The organism is Pseudomonas sp. S2_A10 (assembly GCF_054668465.1).
In genome coordinates this window covers 5,498,190-5,519,732 of sequence record NZ_CP162773.1, presented here as the reverse complement: position 1 = coordinate 5,519,732, position 21,543 = coordinate 5,498,190, and the positions used below count along the sequence as shown (strand labels likewise).

Below are 21,543 nucleotides of genomic sequence, written 5' to 3'. Positions count from 1 at the left end.
CAGCATGGACACCGCCGATCTACTGGAGCGCAGCTACCCCGGCCGCCGCGCCGAACTCAAACGCGATATCTTTCGCAAGGCCTTGAACCTGTTCAACGAACAGGGAATCGAGGCGACCACCATCGAAATGATCCGTGCCGAGTGCGACACCAGCGTCGGCGCGATCTATCACCATTTCGGCAACAAGGAAGGGCTGGTCGCGGCGCTGTTTTTCACCGCGCTGGAGGATCAGGCGCGTTTGCGTGATGCGTATCTGGACGCGGCCAATACCACTGAAGAAGGCGTGCAGGCGCTGGTCTTCAGCTATGTCGACTGGGTCGAGCAGCAGCCGCAGTGGGCGCGTTTTCAGTACCACGCACGATTCGCAGTGACCAAAGGCCCGTTCAAGGAAGAGCTGGCCGAGCGCAACAAGACGCGCAACCTGCGCTTGGGCCAGTGGTTGGCCGAATCGGGTCGCGCCGCTGAGCTTAAGGATTTGCCTGCGGAGTTGCTGCCATCGCTGATCATCGGCCAGGCGGACAGTTACTGCCGGGCCTGGCTGGCAGGGCGAGTTAAGGGCAGTCCGATGGCTTATCGCGAAGTGCTTGCGCAGGCGGCATGGCGGTCGATTCGCGCCGAAGGTCTCGCCGAGAACTGAAAACGCAGACAAAAAAAGAGCCTCCAAGCTCTTTGATGGGGAGGAAGTAGAGCCCGTGAGGCTCAAGAGGCGTGTGAAGCAGAACTTGGGCTTGATTGGGAGTCAGTACACCCACGCCTACGCAGCGCCGGATCAATCCAGGCACCGCGTAGCTTCATCCTGGGAGCGTGCAATGGACGACTCAAGTACCGCCAGTCGTCCCTGCACAATGCCGGTTCATGCCGGGCGCGATCCCGGCCAACCGGATTTTTTCAGCGCCGCCAGAAGCGTCTGCGCATCCAGGCCCGGCACCGAATGACCGTTGCCCTCGCTGCTGTCGCTGGCGAGCAGGGCATTGATGATCGCTTCTTCAACGGCTTCGGTCGCGGCCAGAAACAGCTCGCTGATGTGGTCGTTGTTGACCATGCGCAAGCCGTCGCAGGTGGCTGCGCGTTTAGCCTCGTAAGCGGCAGGCGGGACGTGATCATTGCCGGTGGCGAAGGCAATGAAGATGTCGCCGCTGTGGTCTTCGTTACCGCCGCCGGTACGCGCCAGGCCCAGGCTGGCACGCTGTGCCAGGCGCGTGCATTGATGGGGCAGCAGCGGCGCATCAGTCGCCAGGCAAACGACGATCGAGCCCATGCCCGGGTGCGGCAACGCTGCCCGCAGAAACGGTGAGTCCTTCTGTTCCATATAGCGCCCGACCGGGTAACCATCGACGCGTAGTTCACTGCGAATGCCGTGGTTGGCCTGCACGATCGCGCCAACGGTCCAGCCACCTTGGGCAGCACTCAAACGGCGCGATGCGGTGCCGATGCCACCCTTGAATTCGTGGCAGATCATGCCGCTGCCACCACCCACCGCACCTTCGCGCACCGGGCCGTCCACGGCGCCGTTCAGTGCCTCGGCGACATGCTCGGGCTTGACGTGAAAGCCGTTGATGTCATTGAGCAGTCCATCGAAGGTCTCCAGCACCACCGGCATATTCCAGTAAAGCCGCCCGTCATCCGGCTGTTGTTCACGGTCCAGCACAATCAGCGCATCCCGCACCACACCCAGGCTGTGGGTGTTGGTAAAGGCAATCGGACTGGTCAGCAGACCGGCCTCGCGAATCCATTCCAGGCCGGTCGCATCACCGTTGCCATTGAGTACATGCACGCCGGCAAAGCACGGTTGCTGGCAGGTCGAGCCGGGGCGCGGCTCGATCAGCGTGACGCCGGTGCAGATGTCACGGCCGCTGCTGCTGCGACCACGTACATTGCTGTGACCGACGCGCACCCCCGGCACATCGGTAATGGCGTTGAGCGGGCCGGGTTGCATCTGGCCAATCAGGATATCGAGATCACGGGCACGCGGATTCATAGGATTCAGTCTCTTGATTCAAAAGGTCGGGCGGCTTACCGCTCGGATGAGGCAGGCAGATTTCTTGCGCGGGTTACTGGCCGTTCTTGACCTTGCTCCACACCCGTGTACGCACGCGTTCGGCGGCTTTGGGCAAGGGTTCGAGGGTGTAGAGGGTGGCCATGGCGGCGGGGGACGGGTAGACCGCCGGGTTGTCGCGAGTTGCTGCTGCCACCAGCTTTGTCGCGGCCCGATTGCCATTCGGGTACGACAAGTGATCACTGACCGGCGCGATCACCTCCGGTCGCAGCAGGTAATCGATAAACGCCAAGCCCTGGGCGCGATTGGGCGCGTCCTTGAGCAGTACCAGAGTGTCGAACCACACCGGCGCGCCTTCCTTTGGCAGGCTGTAGGCGATCTTTACGCCGTTATTGGCCTGCTCGGCGTTGGTCTTGGCTTCGAGCATCGCCCCGGACCAGCCAACCGCCACGCAGATATTGCCGTTGGACAGATCGCTGATGAACTTCGAAGAGTTGAAGTAGGCGATGTGCGGGCGCAGCCTGAGCAGCAGTGCTTCGGCTTTTTTGTAGTCCTCGGGATCGGTGCTATTGGGCGGCAAACCCAGGTAATGCAGGGCGACCGGCAGCATCTCCGACGGCGAATCGAGCATCGCCACGCCGCACTCGCTCAGTTTGGCAAGATTGGCTTCGTCGAACAGCAACTCCCAGGAATCCACCGGCGCTTTGTCACCCAACGCGGCGCGGACTTTTTCGACGTTGTAGCCGATGCCGTTGGTACCCCACAGGTAAGGCACGGCGTACTGATTGCCCGGATCGTTGACCGCGAGTTTCTTCAACAGCTCTGGGTCGAGGTTTTGCCAGCCTGGCAGTTGATCGCGAGGCAATGGAGCGAGGGCTCCGGCCTTGATCAGGGTCGGCAGGCTGAAGTTGCTCGCCACGACAACGTCGTAGCCGCTGCGGCTGGTCATCAGTTTGCCTTCGAGCACTTCGGCGCTGTCGAAGGTGTCGTACACCGGCCGGATGCCGCTGTCGCGCTGGAAATCGTGCAGCGTGTTCGGCCCGATGTAGTCGTACCAGTTGTAGACATGCACGCTCGGTACGTCTGCCGCCATGGCGAACGAGGAGAGACAAAAACAGGCCAGCAGGCCCGGGTTGATAGATCCACGGTGACGACGCATGATGCGGCACTCCTGGCCTGTCGCAGGCCGGTGAGGAACTGGAGTGGTCAGGCTAACGGGCCGGTCACACCAGCCCCATTCCCATCATGGGTTACTCGAAAGGGGTAGTGCGTGGACGCGTTGTTGCAGGAATTGCCGGTGCATCAGAGTCTGGCGCGGGTATTTTCCCACCTCGGGCAGGACGGTTTCTGGCGCGCGCTGGTCGACACCCTGCGCCTGCTGGTGCCGCTGGACAATGCCCTCGTCGCCCTGATGCAGCCCGGCCAGCCGCCGCGTTTGCTGATCGACTTCGACAGCAAGGGGGGCGTGGACGACCAGCAGGAGCTGGCCGGTTATACCGCCGGCATGTACCTGCTCGATCCGTTCTATCAAGCCGCCGTCAGCGGGATCAGCGACGGCCTGCACAGCCTGGCGTCCGTTGCGCCGGATCAGTTTCTGCACAGCGAGTATTACCAGAGCTACTTTCGTGCCGTGGTGGGCGAGGATGAATTGCAGTTTCTGATCAACGTCGAAGGCGCGGTACTCGGCTTGTCCCTGGGCCGCTCGACCGCGTTTGGCATGGCCGAGCAGGGCCGACTGTTGTGCATTCGTGACTGGGTATTGGCGGCGATGCATCGCCACATGCAGTTGCTGCCGCCGCAAGGGCCGGTGGCTGACGCGGTGGTAGGCGATCTGGCGACGCTGCTGGACCGTTTCGATGCCCGGCTGACCGCGCGCGAGATCGACACGGCGCGTCTGATCCTGCAGGGCTTTTCCAGCAAGGCGATGGCCCAGCAGATGGGGATTTCGCCGGAGACCGTGAAAGTGCATCGACGCAATCTCTATCACAAGCTCAACGTCACCGGGCATGGTGAGTTGTTTGCACTGGTGCTGCGGCCGACGGCTTTTTGATCAACGCAGAACTTGTGTGGGAGCGAGCCTGCTCGCGAAAGCGGTGTATCAGTCAACAAAATTGTTATCTGACACTGCGCTTTCGCGAGCAGGCTCGCTCCCACAGGTGAACTTACGCTGTGTTAGTGGCTGCGCTGGAAGACCAGGGCTTTCAGGCCGCTCTCTGGATCGATATCGGGAAACTCCGGCGGATTGTCCAGCCGATGATCGAAGCGCAGGCTCGGCGCTTCCTGGGTCACGCCATCAATCAGAAAGTCGGAACCGAACGACGGATCGTTCATGCACGCCAGCACTGTGCCTTGCTCAGTCAACAGTTCCGGCAAGCGGCGCAGCACCCGTTGATAGTCCTTGGTCAGCAAAAAGCTGCCTTTCTGAAACGACGGCGGGTCGATGATCACCAGATCGTACGGGCCGCTGTTGATCACTTTGCCCCAGGATTTGAACAGGTCGTGGCCGAGAAAACTGACCTTGCTCAGGTCGTGGCCGTTCAGGCGGTGATTGTCACGCCCTCGGCTCAGGGCCGCACGGGACATGTCGAGATTCACCACATGGCTGGCGCCACCCTCGATTGCCGCTACGGAAAAGCCGCAGGTGTAAGCGAACAGGTTCAACACCCGCTTGCCCGCTGCCTGTTCGCGCACCCAGTTGCGGCCGTAACGCATGTCGAGAAACAGTCCGGTGTTCTGCTTGCGCCCCAGGTCGACGCGGTACTGCAAGCCGCCCTCGACAATGGTCATTTCTTCGATTTCCTCGCCGATCAGCCATTCGGCCGTGCTCTGCGGCAGATAACGATGCTGGATCAGCAAAGTGTGCGCGCCGGATTGCTGCCATTGGGGCGAGGCGGCGAGTTGCAGCAGCGAATCCCGCAGATCCTGCAGTTGCTCAGGCGCCGGTTCCTTGAACAGCGACACCAGCACCACGCCCTGCAACCAGTCCACGGTCAACTGCTCCAACCCCGGCCAGCAGCGCCCGCGCCCGTGAAACAAACGGCGGGTTTCGCTGGGCGCCGCCGCCAGTGCGGGCAGCAAATGAGCGTGGAGGGTAGCGAGGGCTTCAGGGTTCATGGATCAGGATCGGCCAGGCAAAGGGCCGGCATTTTAACCACAAATGAGGGGATTCGATGGGCGCTGCGCTTCGAAAAACAACACCTTGGCGAAATCCTCTGTATCAAAAATGAATTTCTACAGGGCGCGCTGCTCATACCAGATAAGCAGCGGATTCAAAACCGCTTATCAAAAATGTAATTCGGGGGAGTGCTGTTCATGTGCCCTACACCTACGTCGAGCGCGCACCTTCCTGGCGGGTTGATTCTGGTTGTTGAGGACGATCCGTTGATTCTGGAGTTTCTTTGCGAAATTCTTCAGGAGGAAGGGTTCAAGGTCGAACCGCAAACCAGCGCCGACGCCGCCTCACTGTATCTGGAAGAACACGCGGCGAACGTCGCGCTATTGCTGACCGACATCACCATGCCCGGCACGCTTAACGGCGCCGACCTGGCGAATCTGGTCGGCGATCGCTGGCCGGAAAAACCGGTGATGGTCATGTCCGGCTACGAGACGCCCGAGACCTCCGGGGTCAAGCATTCGGTGGCGTTCATCAAGAAGCCGTGGGCGATCGGTCAATTGCTCGACTGTGTGGAAAGTGCGTTCAAATCCAAGGCCCCGCAGTTGCACTGACAAGTGCTACATTGCCGGGCCAGGCTGCCCGGCCAACTGTCAGAGGATTTGTTCTTTTGTCTGCACAAGCATCGGTTTTTGATCGCGCATTCGGCGCGTTCCTGTTCGACATGGACGGGACCGTCCTCAATTCCATCGCCGCCGCCGAGCGCATCTGGTCAGCGTGGGCGGTGCGCCACGGTGTTGATGTCGAGACGTTTTTGCCGACCATCCATGGCGCGCGGGCGATCGACACCATCACCCGGCTGAATCTACCGGGCGTGGATGTCGAGGAACAAGCGGCGTTCATCACCGCAGCGGAAATCAATGACGTTGAAGGCATTGTCGAGATTCCTGCGGCGGCGGCATTTCTCAACGCTCTGCCGAAAGATCGCTGGGCAATGGTGACGTCTGCGCCTCGCGATCTGGCGTTGCGGCGGATGGCGGCGGCGGGTATCCCCGAGCCGGCGGTCATGATCACGGCGGAAGATGTAAAAGCTGGCAAGCCTGATCCTGCGGGTTATCTGCTGGCGGCGAAAAAGCTCGGTGTCGAGCCAGCGGATTGCCTCATTTTTGAAGACGCCACGGTTGGTATTCAGGCTGCGGAAGCGGCGGGCGCCGCGTTGATGATCATCACCACCACGCACCAGCATCCGATCGAAACGGCGCATGCGACGTTGGCCAGTTACGATGCGATCAGCGTCAGCGTCGGCGCCGATGGTCTGCTTCGTCTGACGGAAATCTGATCTGTTCCGAAATGCCCCTCACCCTAGCCCTCTCCCGGAAGGAGAGGGGACTGATTGGGGGATATTCAGGTAATACGCCGACGTGAAAGGTCTTCTCTGAATCCATAATCGCTATGGTCTTTCAGGTCGAGGGCAAACTCAGCACAACTCGATCGGTTCCCTCTCCCCCGGGAGAGGGCTAGGGTGAGGGGCTACGGTCTGCCAGACACAGGGGATCGTCGATCAAACAACATCCCCGTCACCGGTCGGCAGCTCAACCATGCCGGCAATATCGCAACTACGCTGATCCATGCTTGTGAAATCGTCGCCAAAGTCGAGCGCGGTGGAACTCCTTGCTAATGAGGTAAACGCATGAAGATCGATCTGAGTGGAAAACTGGCCATCGTCAGCGGCAGTACCGGCGGCATCGGTCTGGGCATCAGCCAGTCGCTGGCCGAAGCCGGGGCGACGGTGGTGGTGATCGGTCGTGACACGGCCAAGGTCGAGCAGGCGCTGGCGAGCATACGCCAAGCCGTGCCCAGCGCGCAGTTGCGCGGGCTGACCGCTGATCTGGGCACGGCCGAGGGTGCGGAAAAGCTGTTCGCCGCCGAACCGCGCGCGGACATTCTGGTGAACAACCTCGGCATCTTCAACGACGTCGATTTCTTCGAGACTCCCGACAGTGAGTGGACGCGCTTCTACGAGGTCAACGTGATTTCCGGCGTGCGCCTGGCGCGGCATTATGTGCCGGCGATGGTTGAGCAGGGCTGGGGCCGGGTGATCTTCCTGTCATCGGAATCCGGGGTGGCGACGCCGGCGGACATGCTCAATTACGGCGTGACCAAAAGCGCCAACCTGGCGGTGTCCCACGGCCTGGCCAAACGTCTGGCTGGTACCGGTGTCACGGTCAATGCAATCCTGCCGGGGCCGACTTTCACGGATGGTCTGCAGGACATGCTCAGAGACGCGGCCGCCGAGTCCGGGCGGGAGCTGCGCGACGAAGCCGACGCCTTTGTGCGCAAGGCCCGTCCGACCTCGATCATCCAGCGCGTGGCGGATGTTTCGGAAGTGGCGCATCTGGTCACGTACATTGCTTCACCGCTGTCCTCGGCCACCACGGGCGCAGCCTTGCGCGTTGATGGCGGCGTGGTCGACAGCCTGACTATCTGAATTTTCCAAAAGAGAGGTTTTATGCCAACTGCATCCGCAACCATCGACATCCCGGCCTCGGCCGATCAGGTCTGGCAATTGATCGGCGGCTTCAACACGCTGCCGGACTGGCTGCCGTTGATCACCAACAGTGAACTGAGCGAAGGCGGGCGAGTGCGCACGCTGAAAACTGCTGACGGGGGTGTAGTGGTCGAACGTCTGCAGACATTCGATAACGCCGCAAAAACCTACAGCTATTCGATTGAGCAGGCACCGTTTCCGGCCAGCGATTACCTGGCGACGATCAAGGTTGAAGCCCAGGGGCAGGGGGCGCGGGTGACGTGGTCGGGGCGATTTAATGCGGTCGGCGTGAGCGATGAAGAGGTGGTGGCGCTGTTCAACGGCATCTACCAGGGCGGGCTCGAGGCCTTGCGGGCGAACTACCCGACCTGATTGATTCACACAGCGCCTATGAAGCATGGGACTTCCTGTGGGAGCGAGCCTGCTCGCGAAGGCGTCAGTTCAGTCAACATTGTTGTGACTGAACCACCGCATTCGCGAGCAGGCTCGCTCCCACCGGGTGGATTGCATTCCCTCAGGCCTGACTGATCAAACTCTGCCGACAATCCAGCACCAGTTTCGCCCCGCCCAGATCGCTGCTGCCGACTTCAAGACTGAAGCCGTGCAGGCTGACTATTGCCGCAACGATCGACAACCCCAGACCAAAACCACTCTGCGGCTGGCCACCCTCGGTGCGGTAAAACCGCTGGAACACCGCCTCACGTTCCGCCTCGGGAATCCCCGGCCCTGAATCGTGCACCTCGATCCGCGTCTGCCCACCGGCATTGACCCCACGCAACATCACCGTGCCGCCGGGCGGGGTGAATTTGATCGAGTTGCTCAGCAGGTTCGCCAACGCTTCGAACAGCAACGCGCGGTCGCCATTGAGCGGCGGCAGCGTCTCCGGCATGTTCAACTGAAAGCGCAGATCGCCTTCCTCGGCCAGCGGCAGATAGAACTCGTGCAACTCCTCCAGCAAACGCACCGGATCAAGTTCGACGAAACCTGAACGACGCTGGCGATCTTCCAGTTCGGAAATCCGCAGCAAACCGCGAAAGCGCGCCATCAGTGTATCCGCTTCAGCCAGTACCAAGTCCAGTTGCGCCGCTTCTTGCGAACCTTCACCCGCCTGTTGCTGCATGCGATACAACTGCGCGCGCAAACGGGTCAGCGGCGTGCGCAAGTCGTGGGCGATGTTGTCGCAGACGCCCTTGACCTCGTTCATCAAGCGCTCGATGCGCTCGAGCATGGCGTTGACGATGGCGGCGAGCATGTCCAGTTCATCGCGGCGATTGGACAGCGGCAAGCGGTGCGTCAGGTCGCCGGCAACGATGGCCTGCGCGCTATTCTGGATCGCGCGGATGCGCTGCAACGGTCGACGCCGCAGCAGATGCCAACCGGCGACCCCGGGAATAATCGTCAGCGACACCCCCCAGAACAGCGCGTGCAAAATGATCCGCGTCACCGCGAACAGCGAGCCATTGTCACGCAGCAGCACCAGCCAGCGCCCGTCACGGGTTTGCGTGGCTACGGCATCGCAGCTGTCGCTCGGCAGGGTCGGGTCATCGGAATCGGCGCACTCGGCGAGCATATGGATCTTGCCATCCAGCGGCAGTCCTTCGGGAATTTGCTGGAGTGCGCCGCCCAGGTAAACACCGTCAGCGCTGAACAGACCATAGGCGTCGATACCGCGAATATCGAAGGTCATGCTGGCCGCGAGCGCGTCTTCGAGTTGCTCGCCGCGAAAATGCGAGAACAGGTGCTGGCGTTGCATCAACGAATGTTTGGCCAGTTTGTCGAGGTAGCCGGACACCTCGTAATACATGACCCCCATGAGGATCGCGCTCCACGCCACGAACAGCGAGCTGTACAGCGCCAGCAAGCGGCTGCTGGAGGAGCGCCAGCCGTCAGACGGGTTCGGCAATGACATAGCCCGAGCCCCGTACCGTGCGGATCAGCGGAACGTTGCCGGCTGCGTCGATCTTCTTGCGTAGCCGGCCGATATGCACGTCGATGAGGTTGGTGCCCGGGTCGAAGTGATAACCCCAGACCTCTTCGAAAATCATCATCCGCGAGAGAATCTGGCCGCTGTTGCGCATCAGAAACTCGAGCAGTTTGTATTCGGTGGGCAACAGCGTCAGCACCTGCTCGGCGCGGCGGGCTTCGTGGCTGATCAGGTCGAGCTCGAGGTCGGCGACTTTCAGCGTGGTGGCCTGGGTGGCGACGCTGTTCTGCCGGCGCAGCAACACTTCGACCCGCGCGGCCATTTCATCGGTGGCGAACGGCTTGGTCAGGTAGTCATCGCCACCCGCGCGCAAGCCGCGTACGCGCTCATCGACGTCGGAGAGGGCGCTGATCATCAGAATCGGCGTCGCCACGCCCATGGTGCGCAGGGTGGTGACGATGGCCAGACCATCCAGCTCGGGCAGCATGCGGTCGAGGGTGATCAGGTCGTAGTTGCCGCTCACGGCGCGGTCGAGGCCTTCGCGGCCATTGTCGACCCAGTCGACATCCAGCCCGTGGCTGCTCAGTTCGGCAACGATTTCCCGCGCGGTCACGGCGTCGTCTTCGATGGTCAAGATACGAGTCATAGGCAGGCCTGCTGATCGGTTCAAACGGAATGGCAGCATTTTGCCAAGAATTTACCGTGACGCTTTAAATTAACTTTCATCTTCGTCGCGAAGGTGAATCGGAACTGATCGGATTTGCCACGCTTTGGTTAATGCAGAAAACCCGCAATCGGATGCGCTTTATTGCAACTTGCACGGTCCGAGGAAGTTCAAGTTTTGTAACTCATTGAAAGAAAAGGATTTATTAAAAGTGTGCGGCTGGCACGGTCACTGCAATTCCTCACACGACGACTTGTAACACCATTTTTCATGCCTGGAGCACTACAACAATGAATAGATCCCCTGATGGCTATTATCCTGCCTTGGAAGAGTCGAGCAGCGTGTCAGGCGTGTCCTGGGGCGCGATCTTCGCCGGTGCTGCGGCTGCCGCCGCGCTGTCGATGATTCTGGTGCTGCTCGGGTTTGGCCTGGGCTTTTCGGCTGTATCACCGTGGGCCGGAGAAGGCGTCAGCGCCAAGGGCCTGGGCATTTCAACGATCGTCTGGCTGGCGGTGACGCAGATCATCGCTTCCGGCATGGGCGGCTACATTGCCGGCCGTCTGCGCGTTAAGTGGGCCAACATGCACGGTGACGAAGTCTACTTCCGCGACACCGCACATGGTTTCCTCGCTTGGTGCGTCGCTACTTTGGTGACCGCTGTGCTGGTGGTCGGTTCGGTCAGCAGCGTCGTCAGTGGCGGTGTGCAGGCGGGTGCCAACGTCGTCGGCGGTGCTGCCGGTGCGATGAGCCAGGCCGCCGGCTCTGCCGCAGCCAATACTGACAGCGATCAGTACGGCTACTTCGTCGACAGCCTGTTCCGCGATGATCGTCCTGCTGCCGTCAGCGATGACGCTGCACGCGGCACTGTGACCCGCATCTTCGCCCAAAGCCTGGCCAACGGTCAGCTCAGCGCCGAAGATCGCACCTACCTCGCACAACTGGTATCGCAACGTACCAACCTGAGCCAGGCCGATGCTGAACGTCGTGTCGACGAAATCTACGCCAACACACAGAAAGCCATCGCTGACGCCAAACTGAAAGCTCAGCAAGCGGCCGATACCGCCGCCAAAGTCGCGGCCTACACCTCGCTGTGGATGTTCGTCGCGCTGCTGGCCGGTGCGTTCTTCGCCAGCCTGGCAGCCACCTTCGGCGGTCGTCGTCGCGATGCAGTCGAGTACGTTGAAGTCGACACCTACACCACTACCACTCCGGTCCGTTAAAAAGGAGAGTCACCATGCGCTCATTACTGCTGTTTTTCCTCGGCGTACCGATCCCGATCATCATCCTGATCGCCCTGTTCGTACACTGATCCCTCTGAGGCAGGATGCCTCTGCCGCTTTCATCTTCGGGTGAAAGCGGCTTTTTGCATTCTGCGGGGCCAGGTCGTCTTCTCCAACTAACCGTTTCCATCCCGCCATTTTCACTGGCCTGGATCAATATTTCGTCTGGCGATATCGCCTACCGTAAATGATCCAGGCCTTTGCTGAGGTATGAGCTACAGTGCTTGTCGCGCACCTTGTTGCGCTGACGAAGTATCCGCGTCGACGTTGAAAACACAGCAATAAAAAAGCGTCGACGAGGCGTAGTGCAGCAAGGAGCTGTCACAACCTCAACTGAATCTTCACGGACGAATACCGTAATGAACTGCCTAGAAAGAACCTTCGATATCCAGCCCTTGGTGCAGGCGGACATGACCGTGCACATCAATGGCCAAGCGGTCAGCGCCGCCATCGGTGAAACCGTTCTGAGCGTCATCCAGTCCCTCGGCGTGCGCCAGATCGCACGCAACGATCACGATCAGATCAGCGGCGCCTATTGCGGCATGGGCGTGTGCCAGTGCTGTCTGGTGAAAATCAACGGTCGGCACAAGCGCCGCGCCTGCCAGACCGTGGTGCGCGACGGCATGCTGATTGAAACCCAAGTCAACCGCGTCGTCGGGCAGGAGGTTGTATGAGCCTGCAACCGTTGATTGTCGGCGGCGGGCCGGCGGGAATGGCGGCGGCCATCGAACTGGCGCGCCACGGCGTGCGCTGCACCTTGCTCGAAGAGGCTTCGCGCCTCGGCGGCGTGGTCTATCGCGGGCCGCTGCGTGATGGTGTGCAACTGGATTATCTCGGCCCGCGTTATTCCGAAGCACTGGACAAACTGCACGGCGAATTTCAGCAGCAATCGGGGCTGATTGACGTGCGCCTCAACCATCGCGTGGTCGGCGCCGAAGGCACCCGCGCAGTGGTGGTGCTCGACGGTGATGAGCAACTGCACGAGATCGCTTATCCGCAACTGCTGTTAGCCGCTGGATGTCACGAACGCAGTGTGCCGTTCCCCGGCTGGACGTTGTCGGGAGTGATTCTGCTCGGTGGTCTTCAATTGCAGATCAAGAGTGGTGTGGTCAAGCCGCGGGGGCCGGTGATCATCGCCGGCACCGGGCCGTTGCTGCCGCTGGTTGCGACCCAGTTGCATGCCTCCGGCGTGCGTGTCGCTGGCGTCTACGAGGCGTGTGCGTTCGGCAAGATCGCCCGCGAGAGTCTGGCGCTGCTGAACAAACCGCAGCTGTTCCTCGACGGCTTGAGCATGCTCGCTTACCTCAAGCTGCACGGCATCCCCATGAACTATGGCTGGGGCGTGGTTGAAGCCCATGGCGACGGCGAGCTGAAAAGCGTCAGCGTCGCGCCGTATTCGTCGACGTGGGAGGCGGATCTGTCGCGGGTCGAGCGTTTCGAAGTGCAGACGCTGGCGGTGGGTTACGGTTTTATTCCGCGCACGCAATTGAGCCAGCAGATGGGCCTTGATCACGGCTTCAGCGCCGATGGCTACCTGCGTGCCAATGCCAATGTCTGGCAGCAAAGCAGCGTGGCGCATGTGCATCTGGCCGGCGACATGGGCGGGATCCGCGGCGGCGAAGCGGCGATGCTCGCCGGCAAGATCGCCGCCACTTCGATCCTGCTGCAACGCGGTGTGCTCGACACCGAGCTGGCCCGGGTGCGCCGCGATCGTTACGCGAGCAAGCTCAGAGCCATCGTGCGCTTTCGTGCGGCGGTGGATCGCTACACCGAGCGCGGTGTCGGGCAGATTGCTTTGCCTGCGGCCGACACAGTGATCTGCCGCTGCGAACATGCGACCCGCGCCGACATCGATCTGGCGCTGGAGCAGGGTGTGCAAGACATCGCCAGTCTGAAAATGCGCACCCGCGTGAGCATGGGCGATTGCCAGGGGCGGATGTGCGTCGGCTATTGCAGCGATCGCCTGCGCCAGGCCACCGGACGTCAGGATGTCGGTTGGTTGCGCCCGCGCTTCCCGATTGATCCGGTGCCGTTTTCCGCGTTCCAGTCCCTCGGCAAGGAGGGCGCTTGCCATGAGTAAGTTCTACGACGTGGTCATTGCCGGTGGCGGAGTGATCGGCGCCTCCTGCGCCTACCAATTGTCCAAGCGCAAAAATCTGAAAGTTGCGCTGATCGACGCCAAGCGCCCCGGCAACGCGACCCGCGCTTCGGCTGGCGGTTTGTGGGCGATCGGCGAGTCGGTCGGCCTCGGCTGCGGGGTGATTTTCTTTCGCATGATGTCGGCCAACCGCAAGCGCGAAACCCAGGGCGCAGCGGTGGCGGTCGACGCCAGTACGCCGCATATCTTGCCGGCGTCGTTTTTCGATTTTGCCTTGCAGTCCAACGCGCTCTATCCGGCGTTGCACCGCGAGTTGAAAGACAATCACGGCATGGATTGCAAGTTCGAGAAGACCGGGCTGAAATTCGTGATCTATGACGATGAAGACCGGCTCTACGCCGAGCACATCGTCGGCTGCATTCCGCATCTGGCTGATCAAGTGCGCTGGCTCGATCAGGCGGCGTTGCGCGCGGCGGAGCCGAGCGTCAGCCATGAGGCGCGCGGGGCGCTGGAGTTTCTCTGCGACCATCAGGTCAGCCCGTTCCGCCTCGCTGATGCCTATATGGAAGGCGCGCGGCAGAACGGCGTCGATATCTTCGTCAACACCAACGTCACCGGCGTGCTGCATCACGGCACTCGCGTGACCGGCGTGCAGACGGCGGAGGCGGGGGTGTTCCACTGCAAGACGCTGATCAACGCCGCCGGTGCCTGGGCGGCGGATCTGAGTGAGTGGGCCACGGGGATTCGCATTCCGGTGAAACCGGTGAAAGGACAGATTCTGCTGACCGAACGCATGCCGAAAATCCTCAACGGCTGCCTGACCACCAGCGATTGCTACGTGGCGCAAAAGGACAACGGCGAAATCCTTATCGGCAGCACCACCGAAGACAAAGGCTTCGACGTCACCACCACCTACCCGGAAATCGCCGGGCTGGTGCAGGGCGCGGTGCGCTGTCTGCCGGAGCTGGCGGACGTCAACCTCAAGCGCACCTGGGCGGGATTGCGCCCGGGCTCGCCGGATGAGTTGCCGATCCTCGGCCCGATGCGTGGGGTCGAGGGTTATCTGAATGCTTGCGGGCACTTCCGCACCGGCATTCTGACCTCGGCGATTACCGGTGTGCTGCTGGATAAACTGGTGAATGACGAGCCCTTGCCGCTGGATATCACGCCGTTTCTGGCGGATCGGTTTGCGGTGGCAGCCGTCGAGCCAGCACCCGCGCTGGAACTGGTCTGACCCAATCCCCTGTGGGAGCGAGCCTGCTCGCGAATGCAATCTGTCAGTGAAGTATTGGGTGACTGATTCGACGCTTTCGCGAGCAGGCTCGCTCCCACAGTTGGTTCTGGGCAAGGCACGATCAGGATTTTCGGGCTTCCTCTTCGAGCTGATCCGATTCAAACAATTTGGCCAGTTCCGCCCGGGCTTCCTGGGCGGTCTGCAGGACTTTGGCGGCGTCGTCGTAGACGGCGTGTTGCGCCTCCAGCACCTGTTCGTCGTGATGCTTGAAACGCTTGATCCGCGCATCGGCCTGGGCTTGCGTCAGACCGAGGCCGACCAGCGTGCGCCGGCTCATTTCCAGGCTCGAATAATAGGTCTCACGAATCGCTTCCGCGCCGACATCCACCAGGCGATGCACGTGCTGACGATTACGCGCGCGGGCGATGATTTTCATGTGCGGATATAGCTTGTGCACCACTTCGGCAGTCTTGATGTTGGTCTCCGGATCGTCCGTGGCGATGACGAAATATTCCGCCTCGCCAACCTTCGCCGCATGCAGAATTTCCGGGCGCATCGGGTCGCCATAGAACACCGGCACACCGCCGAAGCTGCGTGACAGTTCGATGGTTTCCACCGAGGTGTCCAGCGCGACGAACTTGATGTTCTGCGCGCGCAGAATCCGCGCCACGATCTGGCCCATCCGGCCCATGCCGGCAATCACCACGCGCGGCGCTTCGGTGTCGATTTCGCGGAATTTCTCCGGCACTTCCACCGGCTGCACTTTCGGGCTGACCAGACGCGCGCAGATCAACAGCAACAACGGCGTCAGCGCCATCGACAGAGTGATGGTCAGCACCAGCAGGTCGTACAGACGCGGCTCGAACAGGCCCTGATCGCGACCGATCTTGAACACCACGAAGGCGAACTCACCGCCGGCAGCGAGGACGATGCCGAGGCGGATTGCGCTGATCTTGTTCAATCCTCCTGCCAAGCGCCCAACCACGAACAGCAGCGGCAATTTCAGACCGATCAGCAACAAGGTCAGGCCCAATACGGTGATCGGCGCGCTCAACAACAGGCTGAGATTGGCGCCCATGCCGACGCTGATGAAAAACAGCCCGAGCAGCAGGCCCTTGAACGGTTCGATCTGCGCTTCCAGCTCATGCCGGTATTCCGAATCCGCCAGCAGCAGACCAGCGAGAAACGCCCCCAGCGCCATCGACACACCGACCAGATCCATCAGCCATGCTGTGCCGATCACCACCAGCAACGCGGTGGCGGTGGACACTTCCGGCAGACCGGTTTTTGCCACCACGCGGAACACCGGACGCAGCAGATACCGTCCGCCGATCACCACCACGGCAATGCCGCCGAGCACCTGCAAGCTGTGACGAATATCGTCGGCGGTGCTGGTGTGATGATCGACACCGGCGAGCATCGGCACCAGGGCGATCAATGGAATCGCGGCGATGTCCTGGAACAGCAGAATCGCAAACGCGAGACGCCCGTGGGGGCTGGTCAGTTCTTTGCGTTCGGCAAGGCTTTGCAAGCCAAAGGCAGTGGAGGACAGCGCCAGACCGAGGCCCAGCACAATCGCGCTGTTCAGCGGCTGGCCGAACACCGACAGTGCCAGCACGCCGATCACCGAAGCGGTCAACAGCACCTGCGCCAGACCGACGCCGAACACCGATTTGCGCATCACCCACAAGCGCCGCGGCGACAATTCGAGGCCGATGATGAACAGCAGCAACACCACGCCCAGCTCGGAAATATGCGCAACGCTTTGCGGGTTGCCGATCAGACCGAGCACCGACGGGCCGATGATCACCCCGGCAAACAGATAACCGAGCACCGCGCCCAGTTGCAGACGTTTGGCCAAAGGCACGGTGAGCACGGCCGCGAACAGAAACACGACGGCGGCTTGCAACAGATTGCCTTCATGGGGCATGGAACGACTCCTGACTACGGCTACGGCGGGGGTGACGAGGATAAAGGTTACGCGGTCTCCAGACCATTCGAGAACCAATGTGGGAGCGAGCCTGCTCGCGAATGCGCTGGGTCAGCCACCTATCCATTGACTGATGCCCCGCGTTCGCGAGCAGGCTCGCTCCCACAAGGGCAGCTTCCATCAGGTCTGTAATAATTTGCATCAACTGGTTACATTTATAACCCCTGCGCATCAATTTCCGGAAACGCCATGGCCATCAACTTCGACCTCAACGACTTGCAAGCCTTTCGCGCGGTGGTCGAGCAGGGCAGTTTTCGCAAGGCTGCCGACACCGTGCGCCTGTCGCAACCGGCGCTGAGTCGGCGCATCGAAAAGCTCGAAGATGCCCTCGGCGTGAAACTGTTCGAGCGCACCACGCGCAAGGTCAGCCTGACCCAGGCCGGGCGCGGTTTCATGCCCAGCGTCGAGCGCTTGCTGGATGATCTCGACATTGCCTTGCTCGGCATCAGCGAAGTCGCCTCGACCCGTCTGGGCCATGTCACCGTCGCCTGCGTGCCCTCGGCGGCCTACTACTTCATGCCCCGCGTGGTCGCGCGCTATCACCAGCAGTTTCCGCGGATCAAGGTCAAAGTCCTCGATTCCAGCGCTCACGATGTGTTGAGTGCGGTGGTCAATGGCGAGGCGGATTTCGGTTTGAGTTTTCTCGGCACGCAGGATGCCAAAGTCGAGTTCGAACCGCTTGTGCAGGAGTGCTACGTTGTCGCCTGTCGTCGCGATCATCCGCTGGCCGGGCGCAGCAGCGTCAGTTGGGACGAGTTCTATCAGCAGGATTACATCGCGCTGGACAAGACCTCGGGTAATCGCTTTCTGCTCGATCAGGCCTTGGGCGGGGTGGTGCCGCAGCGTCAGAGCATCTGCGAGACGCGGCATGTGACGACGATGATCGGTCTGGTAGAGGCGGGTCTGGGCGTGGCAGCGGTGCCGTTGATGGCGATGCCCGGGCCGGATCATCCGATCCTGACGCGGGTGCCGCTGATTGAGCCGCAGGTGATGCGCAGTGTCGGCATCATCAAGCGCCGGGATCGCACGTTGACCCCGGCGGCACTGGAACTGGAGCGGCTGGTCGTGGAGATGCGCGTCCAGCCGCCAACGATCAACGCTTGACCGAATCCAGCCCGGTGGCCTGTACGTCAGCCTGAGCGGCCGGTGCAGCGAGGTAGGCGAGCAGGGCTTTGGCTTCTTGCGGATGCTCGGCCTTGACCGGAATGCCAGCGGCAAAACGCGTCACCGACTGCACCGACTCCGGAATCTTCGCGACGAAGCTTACGCCCGGCACCGGCAGCAATTCGCTGACCTGCTGGAAGCCCAACTGATAGTCGCCAGTGGCAACCACCGAACCGACCGGGATCCTGGCAATCATTTTCGCCTTCGGTTTCAACTGGTCTTCGATGCCGAGTTTCTTGAACAGCTGCTGCTCGATGTACACGCCGCTGGCGCTGTCGGAGTAGGCCACCGAACGCGCATCAAGCAGGGTTTTCTTCAGGCCATCGACGCTGCTGATGTCCGGTTTCGCCGCGCCTTCACGCACTACCATGCCGATCCGCGAATCCGCCAGTTCAACGCGGGAGGCCGGGTCGACCTTGCCTTGTTTGATCAGCTCATCGAGGGCGTAACCGACCATGATCACCACGTCGGCGTGCTCACCGCGTGCCAGACGATTGGGAATCGCTTCCGGCGCCTTGCCCATCGACGGGCCGAGGCTGGTGGTGAGCGTGTTGCCCGTTGCGGCGGCGAATTTCGGCCCGAGGATCTTGTAGGCGGCAGTGAAGCCACCGGAGGTCATCACGCTCAATTCTTCGGCTTGGGCCGCGAAGTTGAAGGCGAGACCGGCGAGCAGGGCGGTGACAGTAAAGAGTTTTTTCATGGCGAGTATTCCTCAGGCCGCGACAGGTTGCAGACGACCACCGGCACGGCGGTACAAGTAAAGAGTGGCGCACAGCGCGCACAGGGCACCGATGCTCATCCAGTAGCCTGGCGCGGCTTTGTCGCCGGTGTACTGGATCAGAAAGGTCGACATCGCCGGGGTGAAACCGCCGAAGATCGCCGTGGCCAGGCTGTAAGCCAGGGAGAAACCGGCGACGCGCACTTCAACCGGCATGATTTCGGTCAGCGCCGGAATCATCGCGCCGTTGTACAAGCCGTAAATGAAGGACAACCACAGCAGCGACAGCAGCATGTTGGTGAAGCTCGGCGCCTGCACCAGGAACGACAGCGCCGGATAAGTCGTGGCCAGTGCCAGCACGGCCATGCCGATCAGCACCGGACGACGGCCGATACGGTCGGACAACGCGCCGCCAATCGGCAGCCAGAAGAAGTTCGACACGCCCACCAACAGCGTTACCAGCAACGCGTCGGAAGTGCTCAGGTGCAGCACGGTCTTACCGAAGGTCGGTGCGTACACGGTGATCAGGTAGAACGCGGTGGTGGTCAGCGCGACCATCAACATTCCGCCGAGTACCACGCCCCAGTTCTGGCCGAGGGTGCGGAACACTTCGCGCATGCTTGGACGGTGTTTGCGCGCGGCGAACTCTTCGGTTTCCGCCAGGTTGCGGCGCAGGAAGAAGATGAACGGGACGATCATGCAGCCGACGAAAAACGGAATGCGCCAGCCCCAGGCGGCCACGGCTTGCGGCTCCATCCACTGGTTCAGACCGTAGCCCAGCGCAGCCGCTACGATGATCGCCACTTGCTGGCTGGCCGACTGCCAAGCGGTGAAAAACCCTTTGCGGCCCGGCGTAGCGATTTCGGACAGATACACCGAGACACCGCCCAATTCCGCACCGGCCGAGAAGCCTTGCAGCAGCCGCCCGATCAACACCAGCGCCGGGGCGAACAGGCCAATGGTTTCGTATCCGGGCACCAGCACAATCAATATCGTGCCGCTGGCCATGATCGACAGGGTGACGATCAGACCTTTGCGCCGGCCGACGTCATCGATGTATGCGCCGAGCACGATGGCGCCCAGCGGCCGCATCAGGAAACCGGCGCCGAATACTGCGAAAGTCATCATCAGCGAGGCGAACTCGCTGCTCGCCGGGAAGAACACCGCCGCGATCTGCGTGGCGTAGAAGCCGAACAGAAAGAAGTCGAACTGTTCGAGGAAGTTGCCCGAGGTCACCCGGAAGATGGCACCGGCCCGCGAGCCGTTGGTTGGGATTGAGGCTGTCATTGAAAAGTACTCCACCGCTTTTATGACGTGCGCTACGGAGAGGCGGCGCACGGTTTTTATTGAGGTGGATGGTGGCGCAGATGTAACAATCTGTTAATTGCATTGTTGGCATGGATTGATGCGTGGGGCGGATCAATGGCTTCAGTGCCTGGCGCATTTGTGGGAGCAAGCCTGCGTCGCGTCGGGCGATGATTTGTTCTGGCTGACCGGGTACATATCCGTTGCTGCGGTCATGGCCGCTTAGGGTTTCGCCCTTACGGCGACTCACTTTTTTTACAAACGCCTAAAAAAAGTAAGCAAAAAAACGCTTGCTCCTGCGTTCGGCCCTCGCAGGCTCGGGTTCCTTCGCTGCGGGATCGATCCGGGCGCAGCGGCTACGGTTTGCTTCGCTGCACCTCCTTCCGCTGTGTTCGACTTCGTCGAACGGTCGCTGCGCTCCCACGCCCGGATCAATCCCTCCACTCAGCCTTCCGACGTCGCCGGTGGATCAAGATCAAGAGCGGTACTCGAGCTTGCGCTCATTGTTGAGTGGGGCGGCTTCGCCGCGGGCAGCTGCGCTGCTTTGCTTTTCTGGTGGGGGCGAGCCTGATCGCGACGACGGCCTGCAGGTGAACCCGTTTCCATCGAATTCACGCGATCCAACTGTAGGAGCTGCCGAAGGCTGCGATCTTTTGATCTTGCTTTGCTTTGCTTGGTTTTGTAGGAGAGGACCGGAGCTCTGGACAATAATTGCGCTGTAATACCAATCCCTGTGGGAGCTGGCTTGCCAGCGATGGCGGTCTGATGGACAAAGCCTTCTAACGGCCGCATCCGGCAAAAAACAAGGAATGTTTCCCGCGCCACGCAGTCGGAGTTCAGGTACTACCCATCTGAAAGAGGTTCACCGATGAACAGCAAAACCCTAATCGCCAGCCTGGCCCTTGTTGCCGGTATTGCCGGGATCACGCCCGTTGTTCAAGCGGCGCAAACCTCCAGCGAACCCGCCGTGCAATCGCCGACCAGCGATCGCCAACTGAAGGTCAACGACCGCGCTCCAGAAATGTACCAGCGCGAAGACAAGGCGCTGAAAAACTGGAAAGCCAAAGGTCTGAAAGCGCCGATCGAGCAGGCGCAGTGGGTGCAGATCAATGACAAGTACGTGATGGTGATGATCACCAACGGCACGATTGTCGAGATGCATCCCGTCGAGAAATAGCCTGAACATCGGGGGGAGCGTTTACAGAAGCTCCCCCTTGTCCCAAAGCTGCACCAGCTCCCCAGGCGCCCGATCCTCTGGCACCTTCAACACCATTTCCCCTGACGGGTAGCGCACCTCAATCTGGTAGAAGCGCTGATCCCCACGGCCGGATTCGCTGCTGTCCAGTGGCAGGCAACCTTCGAGCACCGAGCATATTCTCGAACGCTGACTGATGTCGCATTGCGCGAATTCGATTTCCCGTGGGCGGCTCAGGCTGTGAATCGCTGCAACGCCACCCTGGCGAGATACACGCAAAACGGAATCTTTATCCAGCTCGGGTAGCGTTTTCAT

Annotated in this window: 21 protein-coding genes; 12 read left to right on the top strand and 9 right to left on the bottom strand. The window is 61.1% G+C overall.

Annotated features, from left to right (window positions below):
- The first annotated feature begins 4 nt into the window (after nucleotides 1-4).
- On the top strand, nucleotides 5-637 hold the full coding sequence (locus AB4N41_RS24695) for a TetR/AcrR family transcriptional regulator (RefSeq protein ID WP_460138141.1): 633 nt from the start codon (nucleotides 5-7) through the stop codon (nucleotides 635-637).
- A gap of 216 nt (nucleotides 638-853) precedes the next feature.
- On the opposite strand, the gene AB4N41_RS24690 is transcribed toward AB4N41_RS24695, so the two are convergent.
- Nucleotides 854-1,978 (bottom strand): DmpA family aminopeptidase, encoded by a 1,125-nt coding sequence (locus AB4N41_RS24690; RefSeq protein WP_353187563.1) that lies wholly within the window; start codon nucleotides 1,976-1,978, stop codon nucleotides 854-856.
- Between the two features lie 73 nt (nucleotides 1,979-2,051).
- Nucleotides 2,052-3,155, bottom strand: coding sequence for a polyamine ABC transporter substrate-binding protein (locus AB4N41_RS24685; RefSeq protein WP_431078065.1), 1,104 nt, complete (start codon nucleotides 3,153-3,155; stop codon nucleotides 2,052-2,054).
- Between the two features lie 111 nt (nucleotides 3,156-3,266).
- On the opposite strand from AB4N41_RS24685, the gene AB4N41_RS24680 reads away from it, so the two are divergent.
- Nucleotides 3,267-4,046: a helix-turn-helix transcriptional regulator gene (locus AB4N41_RS24680; protein ID WP_056788979.1), complete on the top strand. Its 780-nt coding sequence runs from the start codon at nucleotides 3,267-3,269 to the stop codon at nucleotides 4,044-4,046.
- A 122-nt stretch (nucleotides 4,047-4,168) separates the two neighbouring features.
- Here the strand turns inward: AB4N41_RS24680 and AB4N41_RS24675 are convergent, their stop codons facing one another.
- Complete coding sequence (locus AB4N41_RS24675; protein WP_460138140.1) at nucleotides 4,169-5,110, bottom strand: class I SAM-dependent methyltransferase; 942 nt, start codon at nucleotides 5,108-5,110, stop codon at nucleotides 4,169-4,171.
- A 198-nt stretch (nucleotides 5,111-5,308) separates the two neighbouring features.
- Between AB4N41_RS24675 and AB4N41_RS24670 the strand changes: the two genes are divergently transcribed.
- The 4 genes from AB4N41_RS24670 (at nucleotide 5,309) to AB4N41_RS24655 (ending at nucleotide 8,028) form a co-directional block, all read left to right on the top strand.
- Nucleotides 5,309-5,722 carry a response regulator gene (locus tag AB4N41_RS24670; RefSeq protein WP_056788985.1) on the top strand — a complete coding sequence of 138 codons (414 nt, stop codon included), beginning with the start codon at nucleotides 5,309-5,311 and terminating at the stop codon, nucleotides 5,720-5,722.
- A 56-nt stretch (nucleotides 5,723-5,778) separates the two neighbouring features.
- Nucleotides 5,779-6,447 carry an HAD-IA family hydrolase gene (locus tag AB4N41_RS24665; protein WP_460138138.1) on the top strand — a complete coding sequence of 223 codons (669 nt, stop codon included), beginning with the start codon at nucleotides 5,779-5,781 and terminating at the stop codon, nucleotides 6,445-6,447.
- 351 nt (nucleotides 6,448-6,798) lie between these two features.
- On the top strand, nucleotides 6,799-7,596 hold the full coding sequence (locus tag AB4N41_RS24660; RefSeq protein WP_095182032.1) for an SDR family NAD(P)-dependent oxidoreductase: 798 nt from the start codon (nucleotides 6,799-6,801) through the stop codon (nucleotides 7,594-7,596).
- Between the two features lie 21 nt (nucleotides 7,597-7,617).
- Nucleotides 7,618-8,028 carry an SRPBCC family protein gene (locus AB4N41_RS24655; RefSeq protein WP_095182031.1) on the top strand — a complete coding sequence of 137 codons (411 nt, stop codon included), beginning with the start codon at nucleotides 7,618-7,620 and terminating at the stop codon, nucleotides 8,026-8,028.
- A 142-nt stretch (nucleotides 8,029-8,170) separates the two neighbouring features.
- Here the strand turns inward: AB4N41_RS24655 and AB4N41_RS24650 are convergent, their stop codons facing one another.
- Together AB4N41_RS24650 and AB4N41_RS24645 are read right to left on the bottom strand one after the other, a co-directional pair.
- On the bottom strand, nucleotides 8,171-9,565 hold the full coding sequence (locus AB4N41_RS24650) for a sensor histidine kinase (protein ID WP_041477024.1): 1,395 nt from the start codon (nucleotides 9,563-9,565) through the stop codon (nucleotides 8,171-8,173).
- A complete protein-coding gene (locus AB4N41_RS24645) occupies nucleotides 9,543-10,226 on the bottom strand; it encodes a response regulator transcription factor (RefSeq protein ID WP_056788996.1) in 684 nt (227 codons plus the stop codon). Before AB4N41_RS24645 ends, AB4N41_RS24650 begins: the two co-directional genes overlap by 23 nt.
- Nucleotides 10,227-10,534: 308 nt before the next feature.
- On the opposite strand from AB4N41_RS24645, the gene AB4N41_RS24640 reads away from it, so the two are divergent.
- The 4 genes from AB4N41_RS24640 to hcnC all read left to right on the top strand — a co-directional run bounded on the left by AB4N41_RS24640 (nucleotide 10,535) and on the right by hcnC (nucleotide 14,856).
- On the top strand, nucleotides 10,535-11,464 hold the full coding sequence (locus AB4N41_RS24640; protein WP_041477022.1) for a hypothetical protein: 930 nt from the start codon (nucleotides 10,535-10,537) through the stop codon (nucleotides 11,462-11,464).
- A gap of 419 nt (nucleotides 11,465-11,883) precedes the next feature.
- The gene (locus tag AB4N41_RS24635) at nucleotides 11,884-12,198 is read left to right on the top strand and encodes a (2Fe-2S)-binding protein (RefSeq protein ID WP_056789002.1); all 315 of its coding nucleotides are present in this window, start codon (nucleotides 11,884-11,886) and stop codon (nucleotides 12,196-12,198) included.
- On the top strand, nucleotides 12,195-13,604 hold the full coding sequence (gene hcnB, locus AB4N41_RS24630; protein ID WP_375122360.1) for a cyanide-forming glycine dehydrogenase subunit HcnB: 1,410 nt from the start codon (nucleotides 12,195-12,197) through the stop codon (nucleotides 13,602-13,604). Before AB4N41_RS24635 ends, hcnB begins: the two co-directional genes overlap by 4 nt.
- Complete coding sequence (hcnC, locus tag AB4N41_RS24625; RefSeq protein WP_056789007.1) at nucleotides 13,597-14,856, top strand: cyanide-forming glycine dehydrogenase subunit HcnC; 1,260 nt, start codon at nucleotides 13,597-13,599, stop codon at nucleotides 14,854-14,856. The genes hcnB and hcnC overlap by 8 nt, the downstream gene beginning before the upstream one ends.
- Before the next feature lie 121 nt (nucleotides 14,857-14,977).
- On the opposite strand, the gene AB4N41_RS24620 is transcribed toward hcnC, so the two are convergent.
- Nucleotides 14,978-16,786 (bottom strand): monovalent cation:proton antiporter-2 (CPA2) family protein, encoded by a 1,809-nt coding sequence (locus AB4N41_RS24620; RefSeq protein ID WP_024013370.1) that lies wholly within the window; start codon nucleotides 16,784-16,786, stop codon nucleotides 14,978-14,980.
- A gap of 249 nt (nucleotides 16,787-17,035) precedes the next feature.
- On the opposite strand from AB4N41_RS24620, the gene AB4N41_RS24615 reads away from it, so the two are divergent.
- Entirely contained in the window at nucleotides 17,036-17,950 is a 915-nt protein-coding gene (locus tag AB4N41_RS24615; protein WP_016775221.1) for a LysR family transcriptional regulator, read from the top strand.
- Here AB4N41_RS24615 and AB4N41_RS24610 read toward each other — a convergent pair.
- Both AB4N41_RS24610 and tcuC read right to left on the bottom strand, forming a co-directional pair.
- Nucleotides 17,940-18,710, bottom strand: a complete 771-nt coding sequence (locus AB4N41_RS24610; RefSeq protein WP_041477014.1) for a substrate-binding domain-containing protein — start codon at nucleotides 18,708-18,710, stop codon at nucleotides 17,940-17,942. The two genes, AB4N41_RS24615 and AB4N41_RS24610, sit on opposite strands and share 11 nt — an antisense overlap.
- 12 nt (nucleotides 18,711-18,722) lie before the next feature.
- Nucleotides 18,723-20,015, bottom strand: coding sequence for an MFS transporter (tcuC, locus tag AB4N41_RS24605; RefSeq protein WP_041477012.1), 1,293 nt, complete (start codon nucleotides 20,013-20,015; stop codon nucleotides 18,723-18,725).
- A gap of 886 nt (nucleotides 20,016-20,901) precedes the next feature.
- Between tcuC and AB4N41_RS24600 the strand changes: the two genes are divergently transcribed.
- Entirely contained in the window at nucleotides 20,902-21,210 is a 309-nt protein-coding gene (locus tag AB4N41_RS24600; protein ID WP_056789015.1) for an RcnB family protein, read from the top strand.
- Between the two features lie 21 nt (nucleotides 21,211-21,231).
- Here the strand turns inward: AB4N41_RS24600 and AB4N41_RS24595 are convergent, their stop codons facing one another.
- Nucleotides 21,232-21,543, bottom strand: coding sequence for a protealysin inhibitor emfourin (locus AB4N41_RS24595; protein ID WP_041477010.1), 312 nt, complete (start codon nucleotides 21,541-21,543; stop codon nucleotides 21,232-21,234).